Below are 23990 nucleotides of genomic sequence, written 5' to 3'. Positions count from 1 at the left end.
GATAAGGAAAGGTAACGATGAATCCCCCACAAACAACGTACGCGGAAGAGCACGAAGTCGATCAAGAACGCAGCTTAGGCTCGTTGATCAAAGAGATTCGTGACGAATCGATTGAATTGTTCCACCAAGAGGTTGAACTGGCTCGCACCGAGATGACCGAAAAGGCGAGTCGCTTCGGTCGCAAGGCCTACATCTTCACGCAAAGCACGTTGGTTTCGACCGCTGGCTTGATCGTGTTGCTGATCGGTATCGCAGAAGGAATCAGCTTGATGTTGGCCGCAGCCGGCGTCGGCGCCCAGGCATTTTGGATTGGCCCGGTCTTGGTCGGGCTGGTCGTGATGATCGGCGGCGCGATCGTCGCTTACACGGTCAAGGAATCGATGGCGGACGATACGATCGTCCCTGAAAAAACCGCACAAACGATGAAGGAGAATAAGCAATGGGTCAACGACAAGATTACGTAGGCGGTCGCTACACCAACGGTAACGGCAATGGCAACGGACATCACTCGTCCGAGCAAATCAAGCGTCAGGTCGACCACACGCGAGCTGAGATGGATGCCACCATTGATGCTCTGATCGATCGCCTTGATCCTGCCGCTATCCTTTCCAAAACGGTCCGCAGCTTTATCGGCGGTAGCTCGAAAGCGGCGGACAAAACAGCCCACGTGGCTGGCAAGGCAGGGCATTCACTCGAAAACATGGGTGAGAACTTGCTCGAGAAAGCCAAGGAAAACCCAATTCCTACGGCGATGATCGCACTGGGCGCGGCTTGGTTGTTCATGGAGAGCGACCGTCCGGCTTCGCACCGGCATAACTACCACGATAGCTTCCTTGATGACTTGAACGACGAGCCTGGTTTGGCAGAGCGTTCGGCAGAAGCGATGAAGTCGGCGGGTTCGTCTGCCAAGCATGGTATGCACGAGGCGAGTGAGTATGTCCAAGAGACCGCTCACGATGCTGCTCGCTCGATGAAGAAGGCCGGCAAGTATGCCCGGCGTCAGACGCGACGCGGCATTCATCAGCTGGAAGAAGGTTACGAGCTTGGCATGCGGAAAGCCCCACTGGCAGTCGGTGGTATCGCGCTGGGACTAGGCCTGCTTTGCGGCGTGCTGATCCCGGAGACGGAAGCGGAAGACGAATGGATGGGTGAGACCCGCGACGACCTGATGGAGCAAGGAAAAGAGGTCGCTCAGGAAGTTCGTGATCGTGGTATGCACGCGGCAGCGGCGGCAGCCGACGCGGCCAGCGAAACGCTGGACGAAGAAGGGCTCGGCCCTGAAGAGGTTAAAGACAAGCTGACCGAAACCGCCGAGGCGGCAACCGAGTCGGCGAAGGAAGATTGGAAAGAGAACAAACCAAAGAGCTAATCTGCGGACTCTCTCCACGAGGTAAGGGCATGTCGGATTCCTCACGCACCGGCATGCCCTTCTTCTCTTTCTTGGCAATTAGGTCTCAAGCAGCCACCGCGAGATCTTCAGCATCGTACGTCGTGGGACCCAAGGATTGATCCAATTCTGAATGAACCAGAGACGCCACTCGTTGATCACCACTAAGCGGCCTTTAAGCATCGCGCGGTAACCGAGTTCCGCCACGTCTCGCGCAGTTGCCCCTGCTTTGAACATCGACACCTGTTTTGCGTTCGCGCGATCGAAGAACTCAGTATCGACCGGTCCGGGGCAAAGCACAGTGACTGTGACACCAAAGCGTTCCACCTCTTCGGCAATGGCCTGAGAAAAACTGAGGACGTATGCTTTCGACGCATAATATACGGCCATCAATGGACCTGGCTGAAAGCCGGCCGTCGAGCCGACGTTTAAGATGCGTCCTCGTTTCCGCTGGATCATGCCCGGCAGAAAACGATGCGTTAGCTCGCATAAGACGGTAACATTCAAATGAATCATCGCTTCGTCGGTCGCCCATTCTTGTTCATGATACAAGCCATGCAAGCCGAACCCAGCGTTGTTAATTAGGAACTCGACTTCAATACCTTGGGAAGTGATCTGATCGAACAGTCGCTCGGGGGCCCCAAATTCGTTCAGGTCCATTGGGATACACAGCACTTCGATGCCATGTCGAGCGACCAGTTCGTCCCTCAACTGGTTCAGGGCATCTTCGCGGCGGGCAACCAGGATAAGGTCGCCCTTAGTTTCCGCATGAACCCAGGCCAGCTGGCGTCCGATACCGCTTGAGGCGCCGGTAATAAGTGCGGTGTTCTTCATGGGGGCTCGGTCCTTGGTGGCGATGAACTTGCAAAGTTCTATTCTAGAGAAACTTGCAAGCATGGGGAAACTCTGGTGAGATTCACCCATAAGTGTGCATGAATAAGGTGAGAATTGTTCATGAATTTAGGTGGCGGTCACCCGGTTTGTAACGAAGTGCCTGCACGGTAAGATGAGGGATAGTGAGCCCCGACACCCTTGCGAGGAAAAGAAATCCCATGAAAGCCGCTTATATCGAAGAGACTGGACCACCGGAAGTCATTCAATATGGCGACCTGCCGACCCCAGAGCCGGGTAACGGTCAAGTACTGGTCAAGGTCGGGGCAGCGGCGTTGAACCCAATCGATACGTACATTCGCAACGGAGCGAACTACTGGGAGCTTCCCAAGCCCTTTATTACCGGTAGTGACTTGGCGGGAACGATCGAAGCCGTCGGGCCGGGAACCCAAAAGTTCATGGTTGGACAGCGCGTCTGGGGAACGAACCAAGGTTTGGTCGGTCGGCAAGGGACGTTCGCGGAATATGCCGTTGTCGACGAGCATTGGCTGTACGCGACCCCTGACAACGTAAGCGACGAAGCTGCAGCCGCATGTGCTTTGACGGGCGTGACCGCCCACATTGGGCTTGGGGCTGATAACGCTCGACTTAAGCAGGGCGAAACCATCTTTGTCCATGGTGGCTCGGGCGGGGTTGGTTCGATGGTCGTGCAGATGGCCAAGGCAATGGGGGCAACCGTTTTAACGACTGCCGGTAGTGACGAGAAGGCCGAGCTATGTAAAGAACTCGGTGCGGATCACATCTTCAACTACAAGACGCAAAACGTCGCGGAAGAAGTATTGAAGATTTGTCCGAGCGGCGTGAATGTCATTTGGGAAACAATCCGCGAGCCAGACTTTGATTTCCTGGTCAGCATTGCGGCCGAGCGATGTCGCATGGTGTTGATGGCCGGACGTGACGCACGACCACCCTTCCCGGTTGGTCCGTTCTATGTCAAGGAATGTAGCCTGCACGGGTTCGTGATGTTTAAGGCCACGCCCGAAGAAATGGAAGTGTGCGGGAAAGAGATCAGCCAGTGGTTATCGGAAGGAAAGCTGAAGGCGCAAATCGGCAAAGAGTTCCCTCTGTCAGAAGCGGCCGCCGCCCATCAATTGCAGGAAGACAACACATTGCGTCAAGCAGGGACGCTGGCCGGGAAAATTGTGATCAAGCCGTGATTTGCAAATTTCGGCAGTTTATAATGCGGCGGACATCCTCTTGGGTGCCCGCCTTTTTTATTCCCCAATCCTGCCGAAATCGATCTCATGCTACGTCGACTTGCCTTGGTTCCCTTTGTGCTTCTATTGCTTCCTGTGTCTTGCCTTGTTGCGGACGAGTTTGGTGACATCATCACCGTCGCTGGGACAGGCCAGAAAGAGCTTTCAGAGAACAGTGGACCGGTCGATCAGGTCAACATTGGTCAGCCATTTGGCGTGCTGATTGGCCCGGATGGGGCGATGTATGTGACCGAAGTCGAGAACCATCGTGTGCTGCGAGTCGATCTCGATACCAAGCAGGTCACCACCGTGGCTGGCAACGGAACGAAAGGTTATTCCGGCGACGGCGGCCCGGCGACCGAAGCGCAGTTGAACGAGCCCTATGAAGTCCGATTCGCCACCAACGGCGACATGTACTTCGTCGAAATGCAAAATCATCTTATCCGCAAGGTCGATGCCAAGACGGGGACGATCTCGACCGTGGCGGGAACTGGTAAGCCAGGGTACGGTGGCGACAAAGGCCCCGCGATCGAAGCCCAGTTTAACCGACCGCATAGTATCGCGTTGACCGATGACGATCGTTACTTGTTCGTGGCTGACATTCAGAATCATCGAATTCGGATCATCGATCTGACTACCGGCATGATCAAATCAATCGCTGGCAACGGCGAAAAGAAACTGCCCACCGACGGGGAAACGACCGAGGGTAAACCTATCCTCGGCCCGCGAGCATTATTCTACGACGGCGACTCGCTGTGGATTGCGCTGCGAGAAGGAAACAGTGTCTGGCGTTTGGACAAAAAGGGACGTCGTATTCATCACATCGCCGGTACCGGCAAGACGGGCTTCAGCGGCGACGGTGGCAGTGCAAAAGAGGCCACGATGAACGGTCCCAAAGGAATTTCCAAAGCGCCTAACGGCAACATTTATATCGTCGATACAGAAAACCAAGTGATTCGCGAGATTGATCCTGTCAACGACAAAATTCGCACCGTCGCAGGGGTTGGTCCGCAAGGACGAGGCTACGGCGGTGACAAAGGCCCGGCGACGGAAGCGAAGATGGATCGGCCGCATGGAATTGGCATTGGGCCAGACAACGCCCTCTACATTGGCGACACAAACAATCATCGGGTTCGCAAAGTGATCCCGTCGGCAAACTAAGGAACCCGATCATGTCTAGCCTCAATCGACGTCAGCTGCTTACTTCGACCCTGGGTACCGCCGCGGCGCTTTCGCTGGGAAGTGCTTTACCGGCGGCCCAACCCACGCCCATTCGCTGGAAGCTAATCACATTCACCAAGTTCCTACAGCCCCTTAGCTACGACCAGATGGCCGATGCGGTGGCGGAACTCGGTTTCGATGGGATCGAAGCCCCTATTCGCATCAAAGGACACATCGAGCCGGAGAACGTCGCGGACGAGTTGCCGAAGTTCGTCGCAGCGCTGAAGAAGCGGGGGCTGACGATCGATATTCTTACCTCCAGTATCAACAGCGTTGATTCGCCCAATGCGGAAGAGACACTGAAGGTGGCCAAAGATTTGGGGATTCCGCGTTACCGGATGAACTACTACAAGTACGACTTGAAGAAGCCGGTCACGCGCCAGTTGCGCGAAGCAGGTGCGATGCTGAAGGACCTGGTCGCGATGAACGAGGAGATCGGCATCCAGGCGGTCTACCAAAATCATTCCGGCAGTCAGTACGTCGGGGCACCGATCTGGGATATCTATCACTTGGTGCGTCAGTACGATCCTCAGCATATCGCAATGGCCTTCGATATCGGCCATGCCCGAGTCGAAGGAAATACATCGTGGCCGATTCAATGGAATCTGGTTCAATCGCACTTAGGCTCGGTTTATATCAAAGATTTTACCGGCAACGGCGGCAAGCCGGCTTGGTGCTCGATTACCCAAGGCGAACTGCCTGACCAGTTTTATAAACTCCTCAAGGAAAGCGACTACAACGGTCCGATCTCGCTGCATGTCGAATACTTGCACGGGTTGAAGGGTGACGAAATGGTCGCCAAGAACCTGGCCGCCATGAAACGCGATATCGCTTATCTGAAAGAAAAACTGAGTTAAGCGACGTGTTACTGATCGACATCACTCCTCCAGGGTCAGCGCGATGAACTGCAAGCGTTCGCGTAGTTCAGGCGAGTTGATCTTCTCTGCGTATCCATTCAATTCTTTCGCGAGTGGTTTCCAGAAACCTTGCTGAATGCTGAATTCGCTGGGACACGGCTCGGTGGAATGAAGGGGACCGTTTATTGCCTGTACGAGTTCCTCGTGTCGCTTCAATATCTCCGCCAGATGCTCGACAAGCGGCTCAATCTCCTGCCGTGGCTGAGTGCGAAGGAGCACAATTAGTAGGCCTAACAGAGAATAAGACAGTTCGCCCAGCGGTTCGTCCTGCGAGAGACGCCACGCAAGATATTGTCCCAGAGCCAGGTCGAAGTCGTGGCCGAGTGCTTTGCTGCTTTGAAGGGCCTGGGCAATTGTGGAATCGTAACTGTCGTGACGATACAGGCAGGCTGGGGTATCGGCGGCGCGCAGTAAGATCGCGCAGGCAAATAACCGCGTCAGGTGCCCATTCTGGCCAGTTGGGCCGGGGGCAAACGGAGACTTTTCTGGCCGGTCAGGATCGCACCAACGAGTTAGATGGAGGACTTCGTCCAATTGCGATGGCAGCGGCTGCGGCAATTCTCCCCGATCACGGATGACGCGAAGCAGATCGTATGCCTGATCGGCACCGTTTCCGTAGTCGGCCATCGCGATGTCTCGCAGCATCTTGTTATCGATCGCCGGTCGCAGTTTGTTCCAAATCGCGTCTGGCGAGGCAGAGAACCTTTCTGCGAGGTTTGAGAGTTCATCCATCGGATTCGTTGCCGAGACGAATTGTCTATCAGGAAAGGGGAAACATTTACTTGCAGTGTGGACACGTTCTCGATACTGTAGCGCCCACAATCAACGCTTTTAAAGGACACCTAACTAACTGGCCGGGTTCCCACGGAAGATGAAGTAAACCGCACCGCAGATGCACAGCGCCGCCCACAGGAAGTCGAGCTTTAGTGGTTGTTTCATGTAAAAGATTGCAAATGGGACGAACACGGTCAGGGTGATCGCTTCCTGCAAGATCTTGAGTTGTCCGAGGCTCATTTCGGAAAACCCGATCCGGTTGGCTGGGACCTGAATGAGGTATTCGAAGAAGGCAATTCCCCAGCTTATCAGGACCGCCAAGATCCAGGGCCGCTTATCGAGGTCCTTCAAGTGGGCGTACCAAGCAAACGTCATGAAGATATTCGACATCGCCAGCAAGACCGAAGTGGTCAAAATAGTGGACATAGATTGGGCACCTGAAGGGGGATAAGTCGATCCGATAGGAGGGAATTATTGCGATCGAACTCGGTTTGGGCGATCCCGTCAGGTGGCTACGTGTCAAAAGTTGCGGCAAGGTTGTCAAGTAGCATCGTACGATTCGGCACACGGCTGTTATACTTGGAGCGAGCACTCGAGAACTTCTTTTATGCTGCACTGGTACGACGTTAACGCCTGGAATGCGCGATTCGGCAACGATTCGCAAACCGTTCATTCGCTCCGCAAGTTTCGCACGCGGTGGCTGAAGCAGGGCTGGTCGTTCGAAGAGGCGCTGGCAGAAGTTTCGCCTGACGTCGCTTCGACCATCAAGGCCGAGATCAAGCCGCATCCCTTAGTCCTGGCCGAACGGCATGACTCGCAGCTGGACGGGGCCAGCAAGCTGCTATTTCGTACCGACGAAGGGTTAATGATCGAGTCGGTGATCTTGCGGGCCGGTACAGGGCGGACATCGCTGTGCATTTCTTCGCAAGTTGGCTGTGCGGCCGCTTGCCGTTTTTGCGCGACAGGCCAGATGGGAATTGCCCGGAACCTGACCACGGCCCAGATCCTCGATCAGGTTGTCCAAGCGAATGAGCTGTTGCGGAAAGAAGACCGCCGCGTCCGAAACATTGTGTTCATGGGCATGGGGGAACCACTTCACAATCCGGCAAACCTGAACGAAGCGATCGCGGTACTTTCATCGCCGCTGTTATTGGATTACTCGCTGCAACGACTACTTGTCTCGACGGTCGGCATTCCAGACGAGATGCTACGGCTCGATGAGCAGTTTCCCCAGGTGAACTTGGCTCTCAGCTTACACAGTGCCGACGAATCTGGCCGCCAGGAACTAATCCCGCTGGCCAAAAGTGTCCCGCTTGCCCGGCTGCGAGAGACGCTGCTGAAGCTCAAGCTGTCGGAAAAGAGAAGAATCATGATCGAGTACCTGATGCTTGACGGGCGAACCGATCGAGACTCCGATGCGGAAAAACTGATCGCTTTCCTGGAAAACATCCCCGCACATATCAACTTAATCCCGTACAATTCGATCGATGGCGCGGATCATCTGACCGGCAGCAGTCAGGCGACACGCGAGCGATTCGGCAATACGTTGAAAGCCGCTGGCTTCCCGGTGACGATTCGGTATTCATTGGGTGCGGACATCGCCGCCGCGTGCGGGCAACTGATTCAACGTGAGAATCGTGAGATCGCGAAGCAATTGCGGGCCACGCAAACCGCCACGAAGTAACCAGGGATAGGAAAAAGGGAGGAAGCTTGGACATGTCTGCCCCGATTCAATGGGAATATCCGCTGTATCTGATTGCTCATGGCGGGGGATACACGTCGATCGTCGATCCGCAAGACACGGACGATCAGCCGCAGCATATTCTGACGACACATTCCACGGAAGCGATCGCGCTCGGTTTTATGCAGCAGTTCGGCATCATCGGCGAGCCACGACAGTTGAATAACGATCGTGAGTTTCGCTGGTTTTTGAAGAGTTTGAAGCTGCCGGTTACCAAAGTGGCATACGATCCAGAGCCAGTCGAGTTCGACATCAACGCCAAGTGGATTGCCAAGATCAAGACGCTGCTGGAAGATTACTTGATCGTCGATAACTCGCCGTGGAACTATCCGGTATACGTGGTGAATCAGGCCGACGGCTATTCCAGCACGGTCGGCAACGGCGAAGAGGGTGAGTCGATGACACTCTTGAACCTATTTACCGACGAAGAGAAAGCCAAGAAGTACGCCGAGACGCAAGACAAAGAAGGTGAAGTTGTCACGCTGCACAACATGGAACATGTCCGCAAGATCTTACTTGGTTTGCGTGACTCGGTTTCTGCCGTGGCGATGGATCCAGTTTACGAAGAGAACGAAAGCAGCTCGCAGTATTGCATCGGGGTCGAGGCCTTATTGGACAAGTACCTCGTGCTCGACCAGTAACCGTGGCAGACGCCGCCAGCAAGGAAGCCGGTCATGGGCGAAGATGGATACGCACCATATTTGATGTTCTTTGGAGGTTTGATCCTTCTCATCTGGTTGCTGATGCGCCGGAACTGGAAAGGACAGCTACGCGCCAAGAGAGAGCGGGGTAAAGATGACTACCTCGCGCGGAATCCCCGGCCGCAGCCCAAAGAATGGACCATGTCGGATGGTCCGCAAGAGCTTAATCAGTGGCAGGTCGAAATGCTCGAGCGAACCCGCGAGCTTCAGGCCATTGTTGATACCAAGCTGCTGATTCTGCATCGTACCTTGTTGAAGGTGAAAGCCGCGCCTCTCAGCGCGGAAGAGAAAGCCGCCATCGAACCGGTCATCCGTGAAAGCCAAGAATTGACGGACCAGGGCGCCCCGAACTTCGCCGCCGTGTCGGAACTGTTGTGCGACGAAGCAAAGAAAATCGAAGTCTACGAGATGGCCGATGCTGGAAGCACTCAAGAAGAAATCGCCGCCAAACTGGGCTTAGATTCTTACGCCGTAGAAATGGTACTGGGGCTGCGTGGGACGTAAGAAGCGTGATCGGCCTAGATAAGAGTAACCACGGATGACACGGATGGGCAACGATTAGAAAAATGTTCGCCTCGCCATCGGCGAGGCGAACATCTATTCGGTGATATCAGTGTGATCCGTGGTTATGACTCTTCTTTCGGATGACTAGATTCGCCTAGTGAATCCGCTGGCCGGGCTTGGCACCATCGTCGGGGCTGAGCAGGAAGACTTCTTCACCGCCCGGGCCACTGGCGCAAACCATGCCTTCGCTGAGGCCAAACTTCATTTGGCGTGGCTTGAGGTTGGCGACCATGATCACCAGTCGTCCGACCAGTTCTTCCGGCTTGTAGGCCGCTTTGATCCCGGCGAAGACTTGCTTTCGCGCGTCGCCACCCAGTCCCAGCGTCAGCTTCAGCAGCTTCCGAGCATCGGGGACCTCTTCCGCCGAAAGGACCCGAGCAACACGCAGGTCGACTTTCACGAAGTCGTCGATCGTGCACTCTTCGGTCATCGGTTCGTCGATCAGCGGCTGACCGCTGTCCTCGAACTTGGCCGCCGTCGTGTCGGCTTGGCTTTCGGTCGCGGGGGATTCGGCGGCAGCTTCTTCCTTGCTGTCATCAATCATGGCTTGGACCTTATCGGGTTCGACCCGTTGGATCAGGTGTTGGAATTTATTGACGGCGGTGCCAGTCAACGGAGTCTGGGATTGCTCCCAACTGGTAATTGGATCGTTCAGCAGTGCACCGGTGTCGGCGGCCAACTTGGGCAGCACCGGCGTCAGGTACACAATGATCTGCCGGAACAAATTGATCCCGACCGTGCAGACATCTTGCAGCTTCTGGGCGTTGGCAGGATCTTTGCGAAGCTCCCACGGCTTATTCGCCTCAATGTAAGGATTCGCAGCGTCGGCCAGCTCCAGGATTAATCTCATGGCCTTATTCAGGTCACAATCCTCGTACGCCTTGGCGATTTCAGCGCCTGCTTTCGTACCACGCTCGAACAAGCCACCGTCGTCCGGATAGGTCTCGGATAGCCCTGTCTTTTCGACGAATTTGGCGGCCCGCGAGGCGAGGTTGACCACTTTGCCGCGAAGATCGGCATCGACCTTGTCGACGAATTCCTTCACGTTCAAATCGAGATCATCCAGGCGCGGACCGAGCTTGGTGGCGTAGTAATAACGGACGTAGGCAGGATCCAGATGCTTCAGGTAGGTCGCTGCCTTGATGAACGTCCCATCGCTCTTGGACATCTTCTTGCCATCCACTGTCAGGAAGCCGTGGATATGGACCTTAGTCGGCAGATTGTAACCGGCTGTCTTGAGCATGCCGGGCCAGAACAGCGTATGGAAGTAGGTAATATCTTTGCCGATGAAATGGTGGATTTCGGTTTCCGGGTTCTTCCACCACTTAGCCAGGTCTTCGCCGTTTTTGTCACACCACTGCTGTGTCGAGGCGATGTACCCGATCGGCGCGTCGAACCAGACATACCAGTAGTCGCCTGGACTGTCGGGGATCTCGAAGCCAAAGTAGGGACCTGGGCGCGAAACATCCCAGTCGCGAAGCTCTTCCCCGAGGAAGTGACCTTTCAAGTAGTTCGCAACTTCATCTTGCAGGTGTTTCCCGCTTTGCGACCATTCTTCCAGGAATGGGTGCAACTTCTCAAGCTGCACGAACAAGTGCTTCCAAGTCTTCAGTTCCGGAGTCGCACCGGAGAGCGTGCTCTTGGGGTTGACCAAGTCGGCTGGGGTATAAGCAGCACCACACTTCGAACAGTTATCGCCAGGCTGGTTCTCGGCGCCGCATTTGGGACAGGTTCCACGTACGAAACGATCAGCGAGGAAGGTTTTCGCTTCTGGATCGTACAGCTGAGAGACATCCTTTTCGACAACCAAGTCGGCTTCGCGCAGTGATTGCCAGAACTCGCCACAGAGGACGCGATTTTCATCGCTGTGGGTCGAGCCGTAGTTGTCGAACTCGATGCCGAAACCGGCGAAGTCTTGCTGGTGCTCTTCGCTCATCTTGGCGATGAACTGCTCTTCGGTCACACCGTTCTTCTGGGCGCTGATCATGATTGCCGTGCCGTGCGTGTCGTCGGCGCAGAAATAACGGCAATCGTTGCCTTGCAGCTTCTGGAAGCGGACCCAGATATCGGTCTGGATATATTCCACCAGATGCCCGATATGGATCGGCCCATTCGCGTACGGCAGGGCAGAGGTGACCAAAATGCGTCGTGCCATGGGGACTTCCTCTCGGTCGAGGTCCTATCGCTGGGGTTCAATCTTCAAGAATGGAGCATTGTACCCCACCCCGCTCGATGCGCGGAGTGCGGTTGAAACGGTAGGGGGAAGACAACCCGCCGGCGAAAAAGGTTCAAAAAATGCGATTTCGCCAGGAAAATCGGACATTCGCCGTTTTGAACACGGCCAGCTACCTAGGCCGAAGCGATGGTGCTGAGACGCTCGGCTCGGGCTTGTTTTCGTTCTTCTTGCCGCATCTGAATATGCTCCAGGCTGTCCTTCGGGGTGGCGTTGATCAGCTTACGGGTATATTCCTGGGACGGATTGGCGTAGATGTCCTCGGCCGGGCCGAACTCGACGATCTTGCCGGCATTCATCACAGCCATCATGTCGGCCATGAACTTGACCACAGATAGATCGTGGCTGATGAAGATATAGGTCAGCCCGCGACGTTCCTGTAGCTCTTTCAGAAGATTGAGGACTTGAGCCTGTACGGATACATCGAGGGCCGAGACTGATTCGTCACAGACCAGGAAGTCAGGCTCAACGGCCAAAGCGCGGGCGATACAGATACGTTGTCGCTGACCGCCGGAGAATTCATGCGGATAACGCCGCAAGTGATCGGGATTCATGCCGACCTCTTTCATCAGTTCGGCGGCCCGCTGGCCTTGCTCTTTACGAGTGCCTCCGATGCCTTGAATGACCATCGGTTCACAGATGGCCGCTTCGATGGTCATGCGAGGATTCAAGCTGCCGTAAGGATCTTGGAAGATGATCTGTAGTTTCTTCCGCATCTCTCTTAGGGAGGCACCCTGCAACGAGCGGACGTTCTTCCCTTCAAATTCGACAACTCCATCGGTCGGTTCGATCAATCGCAGGATTGCTCGCCCGGTGGTTGTTTTGCCACAGCCAGATTCCCCGACGAGTCCCAATGTTTGTCCGCGGAAGACATCAAAGTCGATTCCGTCGACCGCTTTCACATGCCCGTGTACTCGTGAGAAGATCCCCTTACGGATTGGGAAGTGAACCTTCAAATCGCGAACGCTGAGCAGTGGCTTTTCGTCGTCGGCAACGCATTTCGTATCGGCGCTGTATTCTCCCTCCTTCCAAGGATGCCCAATCTCTTCGAGGATCGGCTTGGGATGGAGGAGACGGCCACGCCCCGCTTGAAGCAGCTCTTCGTATTTCTCCGGCGACATCTTCTTTTCGGTAATCTCGATCCCGGATTCGGTAACCGTCGAATCCATGAAGTCGCTTACGGTGGGCAAGCGACGGACCTTGGTATCGAGACGAGGTCGGCATGCGAGAAGACCCTTGGTATACGGATGCTGAGGGGCCTCGAAGATCTGGTGAATCTCGCCGTGCTCGACCACCTTGCCGCGATACATGACCAGTACATGGTCGGCGATTTCCGCGATCACGCCCAAGTCATGCGTGATGAAGAGAATCGACATGCCCCGGCTATCGCGTAGCCGGCGCAGGATGTCGAGAATCTGAGCTTGAATGGTGACGTCGAGGGCGGTGGTCGGTTCGTCGGCGATCAGCAGCTTCGGATTGCAGCTCAGCGCCATCGCGATCATCACACGCTGCTTCTGTCCGCCGGACATTTGATGAGGATAGTAATGGACACGCTTATGCGGTTCCGGGATACCGACTTCGTCGAATAGCTGTATGGTTTGCTCGCGGGCCTCAGCTTTGCTCACGCGTTGATGCAGGATGATCGCTTCCATGACCTGTGACCCGACGGTGAAAACCGGATTCAGCGAGGTCATCGGCTCTTGAAAGATCATGCTGATATCTTTGCCGCGAATCTTTCGCATGGCCGGATCAGGCAAGCGAACCAGGTCAGTCCCAAGGAACGAGATGGTGCCAGATTCGATCTTCGCACTGCGAGCCAGCAGCTGCATGATCGAAAGCGAGGTGACCGACTTGCCGGAACCTGATTCGCCGACGATACCGAGCGTCTCCCCTTCTTCCAGTTTGAAGGAGATCCCATCGACCGCTTTGACGACCTCTTCGCCATGAAAGAAGGTGCGGAGGTCGTCGACTTTGAGCAGGATTTTAGTCATAGTTCGCGGGTCAAGCTGGTTGTGTTAGGCGTCGCGGGTTCGTGGGTCGGTTGCTTCTTGGATGCCTTCCCCGATTAAGTTGTAGGCCAGCACGGTGCTGAAAATGGCCAAGCCGGGGAAGAAATTGAGCCACCACATCGAACGAATGTGATCTTGCCCTTCGTGAAGCACTCGGCCCCACGTCGGTGTTTCCGTATCTGCCCCAATGCCGAGAAAGCTGAGGGCACTTTCGGTGAAAATCGCCGCCGCGATACCGAACGTGATCGGCACGAGAATCGGAGCCAAAGCGTTCCGCAAGATATGCACGAACATGATTCGAACGGGCCCGGCACCCATGGCCTTGGCGGCTGCCACGTATTCGATCTGGCGGATCTTGAGGAACTCGGCTCGGGTCAAGCGAGCGATACTCGTCCAGCCGGTCAAACCAATCACGAGCACCACTTGCCAAATGCTGGGATTCTCGACGACGGCTAACAACGCGATCACCAAGATTAAAGTGGGAACGCACAGTACGATCTCGATGAAACGAGACAGCACGAAATCGATCCAGCCACCGAAGTAACCTGAACAGGCTCCGATGATAATGCCGATCACCGAGGCGAGTCCCATGGAGACGAAACCGACCAATAACGCGACACGTGTTCCATGGACTAACTGAGCAAAGACGTCGACGCCGACACTGCTGGTGCCGAACAGGTTTTGCCAACTCGGGTGCCCTTCGGCATTGGAAGGGTTTTTCGGCTGTCCTTCGAACCAGTCATCGCCAACCGGTTCGATCGGGTCTTGGCGGACTAATGGCCAGATGGCCCAGCTGTTGGGATCGTTCTTTTTGAGGTTAGGTTCGTACTTGTTGTCGAAGTGATCACCGGTCGTGAAGATCGCGTTTTCCCAAGGCTGATAGAAATAGCCCATCGCCGGGAAATAGATGTTGCCCTTGTAGTAACAGACAATCGGTTTTGTTCCGACAATTGCCGGCGAAAAGATCGCGACAAGGGCGAGAAAGATCACGAAATACAACGCCGCCATAGCGAGAAATCGCCGGCGAAAATAACGCCAACTTGTGGCCCAAAATCCGAGCGACTTCGTGGGCTTGCTCAATTGGGTGACTGGCTCTTGATCGGCACTCATGTTTAGGAATAGGTAATCCGAGGGTCAACGACGGCATACAGGATGTCAGCCAACAGTTGGCCAATCAACGTCATCACGGAAAACATGAGAACCAGCCCCATAATTACAGGGTAGTCGCGCTGTCCGATTTTCGAGATGAAAAGCTGTCCAATTCCATCCCATTGATAGATATGTTCCAAGATCACACTACCGGCGAGCAGGGTTGGTAGCGTTAGTCCGATCAGGGTCAAAAGGGGAATCAGCGAATTGCGAAACGCATGAACCAAGAGAACCTTGAGGGGCCCTACCCCTTTGGCTTGAGCCGTGCGGATGTAGTCTTGCTGAATCGTTTCCATCATGTTGGCTTTGACAAAGCGGGTGTAATAGGCCAACGACCCATAGGTCAAACAAGTGATCGGTAGGATCGTGTGTTTGAGGAGGTCCCAGGCTTTACCAAAGCTAGTCAGTTCGCTGTAGTTAGGACTGGTCATGCCGCCCAGGGGAAGCCAATCGAGCTTTACCGCGAAGAGCAGATTCAAGTAGATCGCTGCGACAAAGGTTGGCAGTGCATAAAGCACATAAAGAGTGACGCTCAAGGCACGCTCGCTCGCCGTCGCGTTCTTCGCGGTTGAGAACAAACCCATCGGAATACAAAGCAGATACGTTAGCAACAACGAAGTGATCGTCAGCATCAACGTATTGGGCAAGCGAGAAAGGATGATCGTTGAAACCTGGCGACGGTCGGTAAAGCTGATTCCGCGGCCCAAGTCTCCTTGAACGACATCCGCCAGCCAATAGCCATAGCCGACAATCCAGTGCTTATCCAAATGATAGAGCTTCTCGAGCTCTTTCATCTGCTTCTCTGACATTCCCCGGTCCATGCTCGGATTCTCTTGCATCACGGTCAAGGGAGTGCCCGGCATATTTCGGATCAATCCATAAACCAAGCAGGTTACTGCCAGGATCGTGAAGACTCCGATAAATACGCGGCGCGCAATGTAGGTCAGCATGCAGCCAGGCCTCTTGGTTGTTCAGCAATGCACGATTGTTCGAGCGGCATGATTCGACTTACTCGGATTTCGCCTTCCACACCGAATGCATCCCTGGAGCATAGTACCAAGGTCCGGTGGGACTGAATTGGTAGCCCCGCATTTGCTTGTTGAACGCGAATAGGTCGGCGCGGTAGTAAAGCCAGGTATAAGGCTGCTCCTCGTACAGAATCTTAGCGATCTCTTGATAGTACTTGGCGCGCTTTTCGCGGTCGAGTTCAAGCAGACCTTGTTTATATAACTCGTCTACTTTCTTGTTCGAGTATTGGCCGAAGTTACGAGGAGCCTCGGTTCCAAAGATGTTTTCTGTCGAGAATGGATCGCCGCCAGATCCCCAGCCGCCCAACGAAGCATCGAAGCTATGCTCGCGAGTCTTTTGCTGGACCACGGTCCATTCGTATTGACGTGGTTCTGCTTTGACCCCGATCTTGCCAAAGTCGCTGGCCAGTTGACGGGCCATCAGTTCGCCAACCGGGTTTCCGGAGGACAACATGATCTTGAACGAGAACGGCACTTTCTTGCCGTTGATTTCCTTGTCACGGATACCATCGGCATCGGTGTCTTTCCAACCTGCTTCGTCGAGTAATTGTCGAGCTTTGTCGAGGTCGAGGGTGAACTTCGGCAGGGAGGGCTGCGGAGCGAACCAAGCCGAAGGATGGAACGGTCCACTCGATTGTTCGTGGATTCCATTCATGATGCCGTTGATCAGGGCGTCGTAGTCAATCGCATAGCTCATCGCGCGACGCACACGAGCATCTTCAAAGAATGGCGAGCCGGTGTTCCACACGATGTGCCCTTCGGACCAGGCCGTGTGCTTAACCTTCACGTTGTTCTTGAAGAAGTCTTCCTTGTTGGCATCAGTGTTCCACTTCGAGGCGGGCACTTCCATGTCATCAATGCGACCATCGGTCATCGCGATCAACGCTTGGGTCGGGTTCTCAATGATCTCCATACGGATCTCTTTAAAGAACGGCTTCTCACGCACTTGCTTGCCCTCGTGCATGTAATAGCTCTCGCGTCGCTTCAGCAGAATACGCTGCTTCCGTTCGCGACTGACCACTTCGTAAGGCCCCCCAACCACCGGTTGGTTCTCTTGCTCTTCGAAGGTCAGGCTATCGGTCAGCGTGGGATCGACCGCGATAGCCGGTTGGTAGATATGTTTGGGGATGATCGGAAAATCGAGCTTCATGTCGTTCACCGCGCTCGAATTGTCGTGGAAAATGACGAAGGTGTCCTTACCGTACGCCTTGATCATCTTCACGTCTTCCAGGCTGCTGGGAATCGCGGGGAACATCGAAATCAGGTCTGGATGAAGGATTACCTTGAAAGTAAATTCCCAGTCTTCGGCTGTGATGGGGGTTCCGTCGGACCAAGTGATATCGTCTCGAAGAACGACTTTCTGAATGGTATTGTCGTCGTTAGCTTGCCACGACTTGATATACCGTCCGTCGCCGAAAGGTTCCAAATCGATGGACGAGCTGACCGCGCTGACGCCGGTGAGGTACACATAGAAGAAGTCGCCCACCGAGCTCATTCGAAGCGGGTTCAAACTGTTGACGTCGCCTGCTTCGTGGTGGACCCAAGTCGAATCCCAAGCGACTTCATCATCGTTCTTGGGTTGGATCTTCATGGCGCCGAGGATTTCTTCGTAATCCTTCTCATCCTTGGGACGAATCTTCATCGCCTCTTGGGGAGTAATCGGCGGAATGTAGTCAGCCATCTCCTTCTGGAGGGCAGGCATCGGATCGATGACCTTCTTATCGGTCCAACCGTAGTTAGCGTCGAGTTCCTCCAGTGTGGGAGGCTTGAAGTCGGGATCAGGTAGACCGGCATCAAAGTCGAAGTCCGCGATCGCTTGTTGCTTCTCCTCCTCGGTCAATTCGGAAGATCCGACCTTGCAACCAGCAAGTGATGCCAGCAAGGTGAGGGCTAGAACAAGACAAAGTCCATGCGCGCCGCGGGTGTCTGCCATTACGCAACCTTTAGTAGTGAGAACGCACCAATAGGTAGGGAAAAAGTTATCCAGTCACCGCTAGCGATGATGGAGTGTGTCCCATTCGATGCAGATTTCCTAAATAGTCCCATCCGAATCGTAAACGGATCAAAAAAGAGGGTCAATAACATCCGCGCGATGGCTTCGATGCGATCACGTGCTATCACTCTGTTCGGTGGTCTCACATTCTGGGGGGAATGCAATGATAGTGTCTGTCGATGCGGTAAATTTTGCCAGTTAGTCCGGTTTTGCTGATTTTGCTGGCCGCTCTTCCCGATCTTTCGAATGAAGGATCAGGCTTGATTGCGCCTCGTTGTCGCCGGTCTCGGCTTCCCGCAACGAGGAAAGAATACGTAGCTGGTAAGAGTGGTACGATGTCGACTTCCCCCAAATCACTTTGCTTATTGCTGCTCGTCGCCGTTTCTGCGGTCGTAGGACGTCCTGGGTTGGCCCTGGCTCAGTCCAACCAGCCGCAGTGGATTTGGGCGCCGCAGCACCAAATGAACCAAGTCCCGGCAGCTTCGTGCTATTTCCGCAAGAGCATCAACATCAAGCAGATGACAGGTGGTCAAATAATGATCGCCGCGGACGACGAATACCAGCTGTGGATAAACGGAAAAAAAATCGCGGAAGATAATAACTCCCGCAGCAAGAAGCGATTCGACGTTTCGCAGTATCTGAAGATTGGCGATAACGTTTTCGCAATTCAGGTTCAAAACACCAGTGGGAACACGGCGGGGCTGCTGGCGGAAATCACGATCTTCGGTTCCAACAACCAGAAGGTCAGCTTCCCGTCGAACTCCGGATGGAAGACCGATCTGCGCCCCTTCCCGCTGTGGCAATCGACCTTCTACAGCGATTCACGCTGGGGTGGCGCGCAAGAGTTCGGACCCGATAGCTCGACGTCGACCTCTTCACAAACCGCTGAGAAACCACGAACCAACTCCGGGCCGCCTGTCCCGCCGGAGCCAACCTTTGCGGAAGTGAACAATAAGCCTTCGCAGCGCCCAATCGAAGCCAAGCCGATCTCGGCGAAGAAACAGCCTGAAGTCGTCACCAACACGACACCGGAAGTTGCTCCGGATGATAAACCAGCCCCGGAAGAATCACGCTTCCGCATTTTGCCTGGCTTCGCCATTCAAGAGGTTTTATCGTCGGAGAAGACCGGTGCGCTGATCTCGATGACGTTCAACGAGTTCGGCAACATCATCGCCTCGAAAGAAGGTGGCGATTTGATGCTGCTCTACGATACCAATGACGACGGCATCGTCGATTCGATGCGTACCTACAATGATACCGTCAAGAACATTCAAGGGATCTTGCCACTCAACGGCGACGTGTTTGTTGTCGGTGAAGGTTCGGAAGGAACCGGCCTTTATCGCCTGAGCGATACCGATCAGGACGGCAAGGTGGAAGAAGTCGCAACGCTGGCTAAGTTCAACGGAGCAATCGGCGAGCATGGTCCTCATGCCCTGGCTTTGGGACCAGACGGCTTGATCTACATGGTTGCTGGTAACGACACGAAGCTCGACTTCGAGATTTCGGAAACAAGCCCGCATCGTCATTTCTACGAAGGGGACTTAGTGCCTCGTTTCGAAGATCCAGGTGGGCACGCCGTCGGTGTGAAAGCCCCAGGCGGGATGGTGCTGCGAACCGATATCGAAGGACAGAACGTCGAAGTCGTCGCAGGCGGTATTCGCAACGCGTACGATCTGGCATTTAATCGCAACGGTGATCTATTCATCCACGATAGCGACATGGAATGGGACGAAGGTCTCGTCTGGCATCGTCCGACCCGCATCTACCAGGTTTCGCCTGGTTCCGATTTCGGCTGGCGTAGCGGTTGGGCGAAGTGGCCAAACTATTATCCCGATTGTGTTCCGCCGATTCTGGAAACGGGAGCAGGCTCGCCGACGGGTGTCGTGGTTTACGATCACTTCAAATTCCCCACGAAGTACCAGAATCGCTTGTTCGTGACAGACTGGGCGAACGGTCGAATCAGTACGGTAGAACTCGATAAAGTGGGTGCTGGTTACACCGCCAAGAGCGAACCGCTACTGGAAGGCAAGCCGATGAACGTGACCGATCTGGAAGTTGGACCAGATGGATGGGTTTACTTCACCACTGGTGGCCGCGGTACGGAAGGTGGCCTTTACCGAATTGTCTACAAGGGTGAGATCTCCGAAGGTGCCCAAAACCTCGGTGAGGGGATCGCCAAAGCGATTCGTTATCCACAACCGCAAAGTGCCTGGGGACGCCAGAAGATCGCCGAGATCCAAGCCGAGCTGGGGGATTCCTGGAATGCTCAGATCCAAGGGGTGGCGATCGCCAAAGAGAACCCCTCGAATTACCGGACGCGTGCACTGGACTTGATGCAACTCTACGGACCGACTCCATCGCTTGATATGTTGTTAGATCTGACCAAGGACGACAATTACGACGTCTGTCAGAAAGCGGTTTCGCTGCTGATCAACTACCCCGGCGACGAGACGACCGAACGACTACAAAAGTTGCTCGGCCACGAAAGTGCTGCCGTACGACGTGAAGTCTGTAACTCGTTCGCTGAAATCAACGGCAAGGTGACTTTCGAGCAACTTAGTCCGCTGTTGTCCGCCACCGATCGGCGCGAAGCGTACGCGGCTCGACGTCTGTTGGAAATGCAACCAGTGAACGAGTGGATTGATTCGGCGTTGAATGCAGATTCGTCCAAGCTGTTCAACGCGGGTTGTGTGGCAGCTTTGATTGCTCAGCCATCACGAGACGTAGCACTCCAAATCGCTCAGCGTGCTCAGAAACGATTGGACGATTACCTAAGTGATACGGAATTCTTAGCGATGTTGCGAGTTATTCAATTGGCTGTGCATCGTGGTGACTTGCAAGACGCCGACGTCCCAGGCTTGGCGGATCGTATTGCGAACGAATTCCCGGCGGGTGACGATCGGATGAATCGCGAATTGATTCGTACCCTCGCTCACTTCCACGTTTCCAACATTACCGACCGGTACATCGCTCACCTGGATAGCGATATCCCAGCAGCCGAACGGCTGAACCTGGCAATGCACATGTCGTTCATCAGCGAAGGTTGGACCAGCGAGCAAAAGTTGAAACTGCTGGGCCATCTGGAGAACGGATTAGATATCGACGGCGGTGAAGGCCTGCGAGGCTACATCGAAACCAGTACTAAGCAATTTGTTAAATGTCTAACACCCCAAGAGCAGTACGTTGCTCTCTCGATGGGACATATGTGGCCCAATGCGGCGTTGGCGGTGCTGTTTGAATTGCCGGAGCATCCAAGCGAGCAGGTGCTCGCCACCTTGCGGATGATCGACAAGGAATTGGTTGGCGACGAAACAACCGTAGCGACCCGGATGCGGAAAGGAATCGTGGCCATTTTGGCGGGTAACGGAACGCCCGAGAACATGGCCTATCTCCGTGAGGCATTCGACCGAGAACCTGAACGTCGCGCATCGATCGCGTTTGGTTTAGCTCAACAAGCCGAGGGGAAGAACTTCCCTTACCTGGTTAAAGCCATTCCGGTTATTGAAGGGGACTTCGCTACGAATATCGTGCAGAAGATGAGCCAGGTTTCGCAGACCGAGAACGATCCGCAGGCAATTCGTCAGCTGATTTTACTTGGGCTACGTTTGGATGACACCGGAAAACAAGCGGTTAGCCAATTGCTGGGGAACTGGACGGGAGAACTCGCTGCACGGCCATCCGATTCGCCTGAGAAAAAGATGGCTGCCTGGCAAGAGTGGTTCACTGAAACGCATCCTGATTTGCCGGAAGCGAAATTGGTGGATACCAAGTCAAGCAACTGGAACTTGGACGAACTTCTCGACTTCCTGACTGCGGAAGACTACCACGGGGGTGACGTATCCTCTGGGGCGGTGATCTTCAAAAAGGCCCAGTGTGCGGCGTGTCACCGGATGGGAAGCGTCGGCGAAGCAATTGGTCCTGACCTGACCGACATCTCGCATCGGTTCCAGAAGAAGCAGATCTTGGAATCGGTATTATTCCCATCGCATGTGATCTCAGATCAATACGCGACCAAGCAGATTCTGACATTGGATGGCAAGGTGCTCTCTGGCTTGGTTTCGACCAGCCCTACTGGCGACTACGTGGTCATCGATAGCCAAGGCAATAAGACACCGGTTGCTAAGGCGGATGTCGACGAGATTCAGCCATCGAAGATCAGCGTGATGCCGTCGGGGTTGTTAGATCAACTGACGGCCGAGGAAATCGGCGACTTGATGACTTACTTGAAAGCGAACAAGCAAAGTCAGGAAGATCGCATTGCCGAACGGCCGGCAGGATCAACGATTCGATAGCGAATAATTAACGCCCTAGTAATCGTCCGCGAACAAAATTTTGCGGACGATTTTTTTGCGCTAGTGGAACAAAAAAATCTTGTCTCGCGGCCGGAAACCGTCAGATTGGTTCACGCGAAGCAGGTTCCAAACTGTCCGCATTGAGACAATCGATCATCAGTCGGAGTCTTCCCAGATTGCGCCGATTGAAGGTGAACACCAAACGAGGTAATGCTTCCAAGTCGGGTTCGTCTTCTTCCGGCAACGCCGAACGGATTTCAAAATCCCCCTCGCTCAGTATGTCTTGAAACTCCGACCGAATGGCATTGAATAGCTTGTCGCTAATCGTTGTTTGTAGACGGATAACCAAACGGTTGCGGACGTACCGCATACTGTGATAGACCTTGTAAAACTGCTCGATCTCTTCGACTGCTTCTTCCACACGATCGGTGACGCGGTACAGTGCAAAGTCTTCTGGCGAGATCATTCCGTCCTCGAAAAGTGAGGCACGGATAAAGTCATCAAGCTTCTTCCAATAGGTTCCTCCTGGGGCATCTAAAAGCACAATCGGGAACAGATCACGCTTGCCAGTTTGAACTAAGGTGAGTACTTCGAACGCCTCGTCCAAAGTACCGAATCCACCAGGTAAACAAACGACTGCATCGCATTCCTTCACGAACATTAGTTTTCGCGTGAAGAAGTACTTCATGTTTACGAGTTTATCATCCCCATGGATGATGGGATTGGCCTGTTGTTCGAACGGAAGCACAATGTTGAGCCCCATCGCGTTCTTTCGCCCTGCCCCGCGATGACCCGCTTCCATGATGCCGCTGCCGGCTCCCGTAATCACCAACCAACCGTCCTCGGCCATGGTCTCGGCAAACTTGGCGGCGGCGATGTAAGTCGGATGATCTGGCAGTGTGCGGGCTGAACCGAAGATGGTTAGCTTTCGCATGTCGCGATACGGCGTGAACACCTTGAACGCGTAACGTAACTCTTTAAGAGAGCGTGAAAGGAGTTTGAGGTCGCCACGCGTTGCGGCATCGCGTTGCAGTTTGTCCGCAGTCTCATGGATTTGATCGAGTAAGCGATTAATCTCTTTCGTGCGACGATCGTCGCTCTCGGGTAAGAGGTCGTCGTCATCCGTGTCTTCGAATCGATTCACGGTTCCTGACTCCTTGTCTGAACAGAAGATGTTTGATGAGGTTTTGTTCGCACAGGGGTAACCACGAAGGTGGCCCCTCTTAAGGTAGGGCACCCATGCGAATAATAGCATATCCCTCTAGGGATAAAATTGTTCGGAGGCATTCCTCAAGTATACAATTGTTGTGAAATCACTACGGAAATATTTAAGAAGTTAAGGGGTTGTTATTACGGACATAGACAGATAGACTACGCGAAAGCATGGATTTGCTCGATTTGCCGGTTTTCTGTTTGACATACAGTCGACTCCCTTTTTCCCTTAGGTGAAAACCCCGCTCACCCAAGAGGAAATCCTTGCCACGTGATCTAGTTCCCACGTATACCGGCGAATGTCAGCCAAATGGTCAATATTCTGCGCCAGAGCGATATCACGGTTCTCGAATTCGGGCCAGAATACGAGAACCTAGAAGAGTCAAACCTCGGCAACGTGGTTCAGCAAATCGTTGAAGTTGCGAAACATGCCTCGCCTCCCCTGGTCGTGATCGATCTCTCGCATACGAAGTCGATCGGTGCGTTCTTTATTCAGTTCCTGATTCGGATCTGGAAGTTGATTAAGAAGCGGGGTGGCCACCTCGTACTTGCCGGTTTGAACGAGGATTGTTTAAACGTTCTGAAGCGATCGAAGATCGACTCTCTTTGGCAGCGATATCCCGATCGCGAAGCTGCCATGGTTGCCCTCAAAGAACTGTGGCAATCGTAGCAGACACTTCGT

General features: G+C 54.2%; 19 protein-coding genes. 10 read left to right on the top strand and 9 right to left on the bottom strand.

The window, feature by feature from the left end:
* Positions 1–17: 17 nt before the first annotated feature.
* The gene (locus tag C5Y83_RS17330) at positions 18–464 is read left to right on the top strand and encodes a phage holin family protein (RefSeq protein ID WP_105331026.1); all 447 of its coding nucleotides are present in this window, start codon (positions 18–20) and stop codon (positions 462–464) included.
* Complete coding sequence (locus C5Y83_RS17325) at positions 440–1369, top strand: DUF3618 domain-containing protein (RefSeq protein ID WP_105331025.1); 930 nt, start codon at positions 440–442, stop codon at positions 1367–1369. The genes C5Y83_RS17330 and C5Y83_RS17325 overlap by 25 nt, the downstream gene beginning before the upstream one ends.
* Positions 1370–1447: 78 nt before the next feature.
* Here the strand turns inward: C5Y83_RS17325 and C5Y83_RS17320 are convergent, their stop codons facing one another.
* On the bottom strand, positions 1448–2221 hold the full coding sequence (locus tag C5Y83_RS17320) for an SDR family NAD(P)-dependent oxidoreductase (protein WP_105331024.1): 774 nt from the start codon (positions 2219–2221) through the stop codon (positions 1448–1450).
* Between the two features lie 218 nt (positions 2222–2439).
* Here C5Y83_RS17320 and C5Y83_RS17315 point away from each other — a divergent pair, with 218 nt between their 5' ends.
* The 3 genes from C5Y83_RS17315 (at position 2440) to C5Y83_RS17305 (ending at position 5552) form a co-directional block, all read left to right on the top strand.
* Positions 2440–3435 (top strand): NADPH:quinone reductase, encoded by a 996-nt coding sequence (locus tag C5Y83_RS17315; protein ID WP_105331023.1) that lies wholly within the window; start codon positions 2440–2442, stop codon positions 3433–3435.
* A gap of 87 nt (positions 3436–3522) precedes the next feature.
* On the top strand, positions 3523–4635 hold the full coding sequence (locus C5Y83_RS17310) for an SMP-30/gluconolactonase/LRE family protein (protein ID WP_105331022.1): 1113 nt from the start codon (positions 3523–3525) through the stop codon (positions 4633–4635).
* A gap of 11 nt (positions 4636–4646) precedes the next feature.
* A complete protein-coding gene (locus tag C5Y83_RS17305) occupies positions 4647–5552 on the top strand; it encodes a sugar phosphate isomerase/epimerase family protein (protein ID WP_105331021.1) in 906 nt (301 codons plus the stop codon).
* Positions 5553–5573: 21 nt separating this feature from the next.
* On the opposite strand, the gene C5Y83_RS17300 is transcribed toward C5Y83_RS17305, so the two are convergent.
* Both C5Y83_RS17300 and C5Y83_RS17295 read right to left on the bottom strand, forming a co-directional pair.
* Entirely contained in the window at positions 5574–6344 is a 771-nt protein-coding gene (locus C5Y83_RS17300; RefSeq protein ID WP_105331020.1) for a hypothetical protein, read from the bottom strand.
* Between the two features lie 114 nt (positions 6345–6458).
* On the bottom strand, positions 6459–6812 hold the full coding sequence (locus tag C5Y83_RS17295; protein WP_105331019.1) for a DMT family protein: 354 nt from the start codon (positions 6810–6812) through the stop codon (positions 6459–6461).
* 181 nt (positions 6813–6993) lie between these two features.
* Here C5Y83_RS17295 and rlmN point away from each other — a divergent pair, with 181 nt between their 5' ends.
* From rlmN to C5Y83_RS17280, 3 genes are read left to right on the top strand one after another with little or no spacing between them, the layout of a single operon-like run.
* Positions 6994–8070, top strand: coding sequence for a 23S rRNA (adenine(2503)-C(2))-methyltransferase RlmN (gene rlmN, locus C5Y83_RS17290; RefSeq protein WP_105331018.1), 1077 nt, complete (start codon positions 6994–6996; stop codon positions 8068–8070).
* Positions 8071–8102: 32 nt separating this feature from the next.
* Positions 8103–8768, top strand: coding sequence for a hypothetical protein (locus C5Y83_RS17285; RefSeq protein ID WP_105331017.1), 666 nt, complete (start codon positions 8103–8105; stop codon positions 8766–8768).
* A 33-nt stretch (positions 8769–8801) separates the two neighbouring features.
* A complete protein-coding gene (locus tag C5Y83_RS17280; protein WP_105331016.1) occupies positions 8802–9332 on the top strand; it encodes a hypothetical protein in 531 nt (176 codons plus the stop codon).
* A gap of 154 nt (positions 9333–9486) precedes the next feature.
* On the opposite strand, the gene metG is transcribed toward C5Y83_RS17280, so the two are convergent.
* The 5 genes from metG to C5Y83_RS17255 form a co-directional block, all read right to left on the bottom strand.
* Positions 9487–11547, bottom strand: coding sequence for a methionine--tRNA ligase (gene metG, locus C5Y83_RS17275; RefSeq protein WP_105331015.1), 2061 nt, complete (start codon positions 11545–11547; stop codon positions 9487–9489).
* A gap of 194 nt (positions 11548–11741) precedes the next feature.
* Positions 11742–13616, bottom strand: coding sequence for an ABC transporter ATP-binding protein (locus C5Y83_RS17270; RefSeq protein WP_105331014.1), 1875 nt, complete (start codon positions 13614–13616; stop codon positions 11742–11744).
* A gap of 24 nt (positions 13617–13640) precedes the next feature.
* On the bottom strand, positions 13641–14744 hold the full coding sequence (locus tag C5Y83_RS17265) for an ABC transporter permease (protein ID WP_105331013.1): 1104 nt from the start codon (positions 14742–14744) through the stop codon (positions 13641–13643).
* Positions 14745–14746: 2 nt separating this feature from the next.
* Positions 14747–15733 carry an ABC transporter permease gene (locus tag C5Y83_RS17260; protein ID WP_105331012.1) on the bottom strand — a complete coding sequence of 329 codons (987 nt, stop codon included), beginning with the start codon at positions 15731–15733 and terminating at the stop codon, positions 14747–14749.
* Between the two features lie 58 nt (positions 15734–15791).
* Complete coding sequence (locus C5Y83_RS17255) at positions 15792–17744, bottom strand: ABC transporter substrate-binding protein (protein WP_105331011.1); 1953 nt, start codon at positions 17742–17744, stop codon at positions 15792–15794.
* Between the two features lie 395 nt (positions 17745–18139).
* On the opposite strand from C5Y83_RS17255, the gene C5Y83_RS17250 reads away from it, so the two are divergent.
* On the top strand, positions 18140–22096 hold the full coding sequence (locus C5Y83_RS17250; protein ID WP_105331010.1) for a HEAT repeat domain-containing protein: 3957 nt from the start codon (positions 18140–18142) through the stop codon (positions 22094–22096).
* A gap of 100 nt (positions 22097–22196) precedes the next feature.
* Here the strand turns inward: C5Y83_RS17250 and C5Y83_RS17245 are convergent, their stop codons facing one another.
* Positions 22197–23240: a TIGR00730 family Rossman fold protein gene (locus C5Y83_RS17245; RefSeq protein WP_233207265.1), complete on the bottom strand. Its 1044-nt coding sequence runs from the start codon at positions 23238–23240 to the stop codon at positions 22197–22199.
* A 378-nt stretch (positions 23241–23618) separates the two neighbouring features.
* Here C5Y83_RS17245 and C5Y83_RS17240 point away from each other — a divergent pair, with 378 nt between their 5' ends.
* Positions 23619–23978, top strand: coding sequence for an STAS domain-containing protein (locus C5Y83_RS17240; protein ID WP_105331008.1), 360 nt, complete (start codon positions 23619–23621; stop codon positions 23976–23978).
* The last annotated feature ends 12 nt before the right edge of the window (positions 23979–23990 follow it).

It is taken from the genome of Blastopirellula marina, assembly GCF_002967765.1.
GTDB lineage: Bacteria > Planctomycetota > Planctomycetia > Pirellulales > Pirellulaceae > Bremerella > Bremerella marina_A.
Note: the sequence above shows the minus strand (reverse complement) of the source record. Positions and strands in the feature narration are given on the sequence as shown.

Bases quoted from the DNA above. Each gene is read 5' to 3' on its own strand.
- C5Y83_RS17330 (WP_105331026.1), top strand. From the start codon at position 18: ATGAATCCCCCACAAACAACGTACGCGGAAGAGCACGAAGTCGATCAA.
- C5Y83_RS17325 (WP_105331025.1), top strand. From the start codon at position 440: ATGGGTCAACGACAAGATTACGTAGGCGGTCGCTACACCAACGGTAAC.
- C5Y83_RS17320 (WP_105331024.1), bottom strand. From the start codon at position 2,221: ATGAAGAACACCGCACTTATTACCGGCGCCTCAAGCGGTATCGGACGC.
- C5Y83_RS17315 (WP_105331023.1), top strand. From the start codon at position 2,440: ATGAAAGCCGCTTATATCGAAGAGACTGGACCACCGGAAGTCATTCAA.
- C5Y83_RS17310 (WP_105331022.1), top strand. From the start codon at position 3,523: ATGCTACGTCGACTTGCCTTGGTTCCCTTTGTGCTTCTATTGCTTCCT.
- C5Y83_RS17305 (WP_105331021.1), top strand. From the start codon at position 4,647: ATGTCTAGCCTCAATCGACGTCAGCTGCTTACTTCGACCCTGGGTACC.
- C5Y83_RS17300 (WP_105331020.1), bottom strand. From the start codon at position 6,344: ATGGATGAACTCTCAAACCTCGCAGAAAGGTTCTCTGCCTCGCCAGAC.
- C5Y83_RS17295 (WP_105331019.1), bottom strand. From the start codon at position 6,812: ATGTCCACTATTTTGACCACTTCGGTCTTGCTGGCGATGTCGAATATC.
- rlmN (WP_105331018.1), top strand. From the start codon at position 6,994: ATGCTGCACTGGTACGACGTTAACGCCTGGAATGCGCGATTCGGCAAC.
- C5Y83_RS17285 (WP_105331017.1), top strand. From the start codon at position 8,103: ATGTCTGCCCCGATTCAATGGGAATATCCGCTGTATCTGATTGCTCAT.
- C5Y83_RS17280 (WP_105331016.1), top strand. From the start codon at position 8,802: ATGGGCGAAGATGGATACGCACCATATTTGATGTTCTTTGGAGGTTTG.
- metG (WP_105331015.1), bottom strand. From the start codon at position 11,547: ATGGCACGACGCATTTTGGTCACCTCTGCCCTGCCGTACGCGAATGGG.
- C5Y83_RS17270 (WP_105331014.1), bottom strand. From the start codon at position 13,616: ATGACTAAAATCCTGCTCAAAGTCGACGACCTCCGCACCTTCTTTCAT.
- C5Y83_RS17265 (WP_105331013.1), bottom strand. From the start codon at position 14,744: ATGAGTGCCGATCAAGAGCCAGTCACCCAATTGAGCAAGCCCACGAAG.
- C5Y83_RS17260 (WP_105331012.1), bottom strand. From the start codon at position 15,733: ATGCTGACCTACATTGCGCGCCGCGTATTTATCGGAGTCTTCACGATC.
- C5Y83_RS17255 (WP_105331011.1), bottom strand. From the start codon at position 17,744: ATGGCAGACACCCGCGGCGCGCATGGACTTTGTCTTGTTCTAGCCCTC.
- C5Y83_RS17250 (WP_105331010.1), top strand. From the start codon at position 18,140: ATGTCGACTTCCCCCAAATCACTTTGCTTATTGCTGCTCGTCGCCGTT.
- C5Y83_RS17240 (WP_105331008.1), top strand. From the start codon at position 23,619: ATGGTCAATATTCTGCGCCAGAGCGATATCACGGTTCTCGAATTCGGG.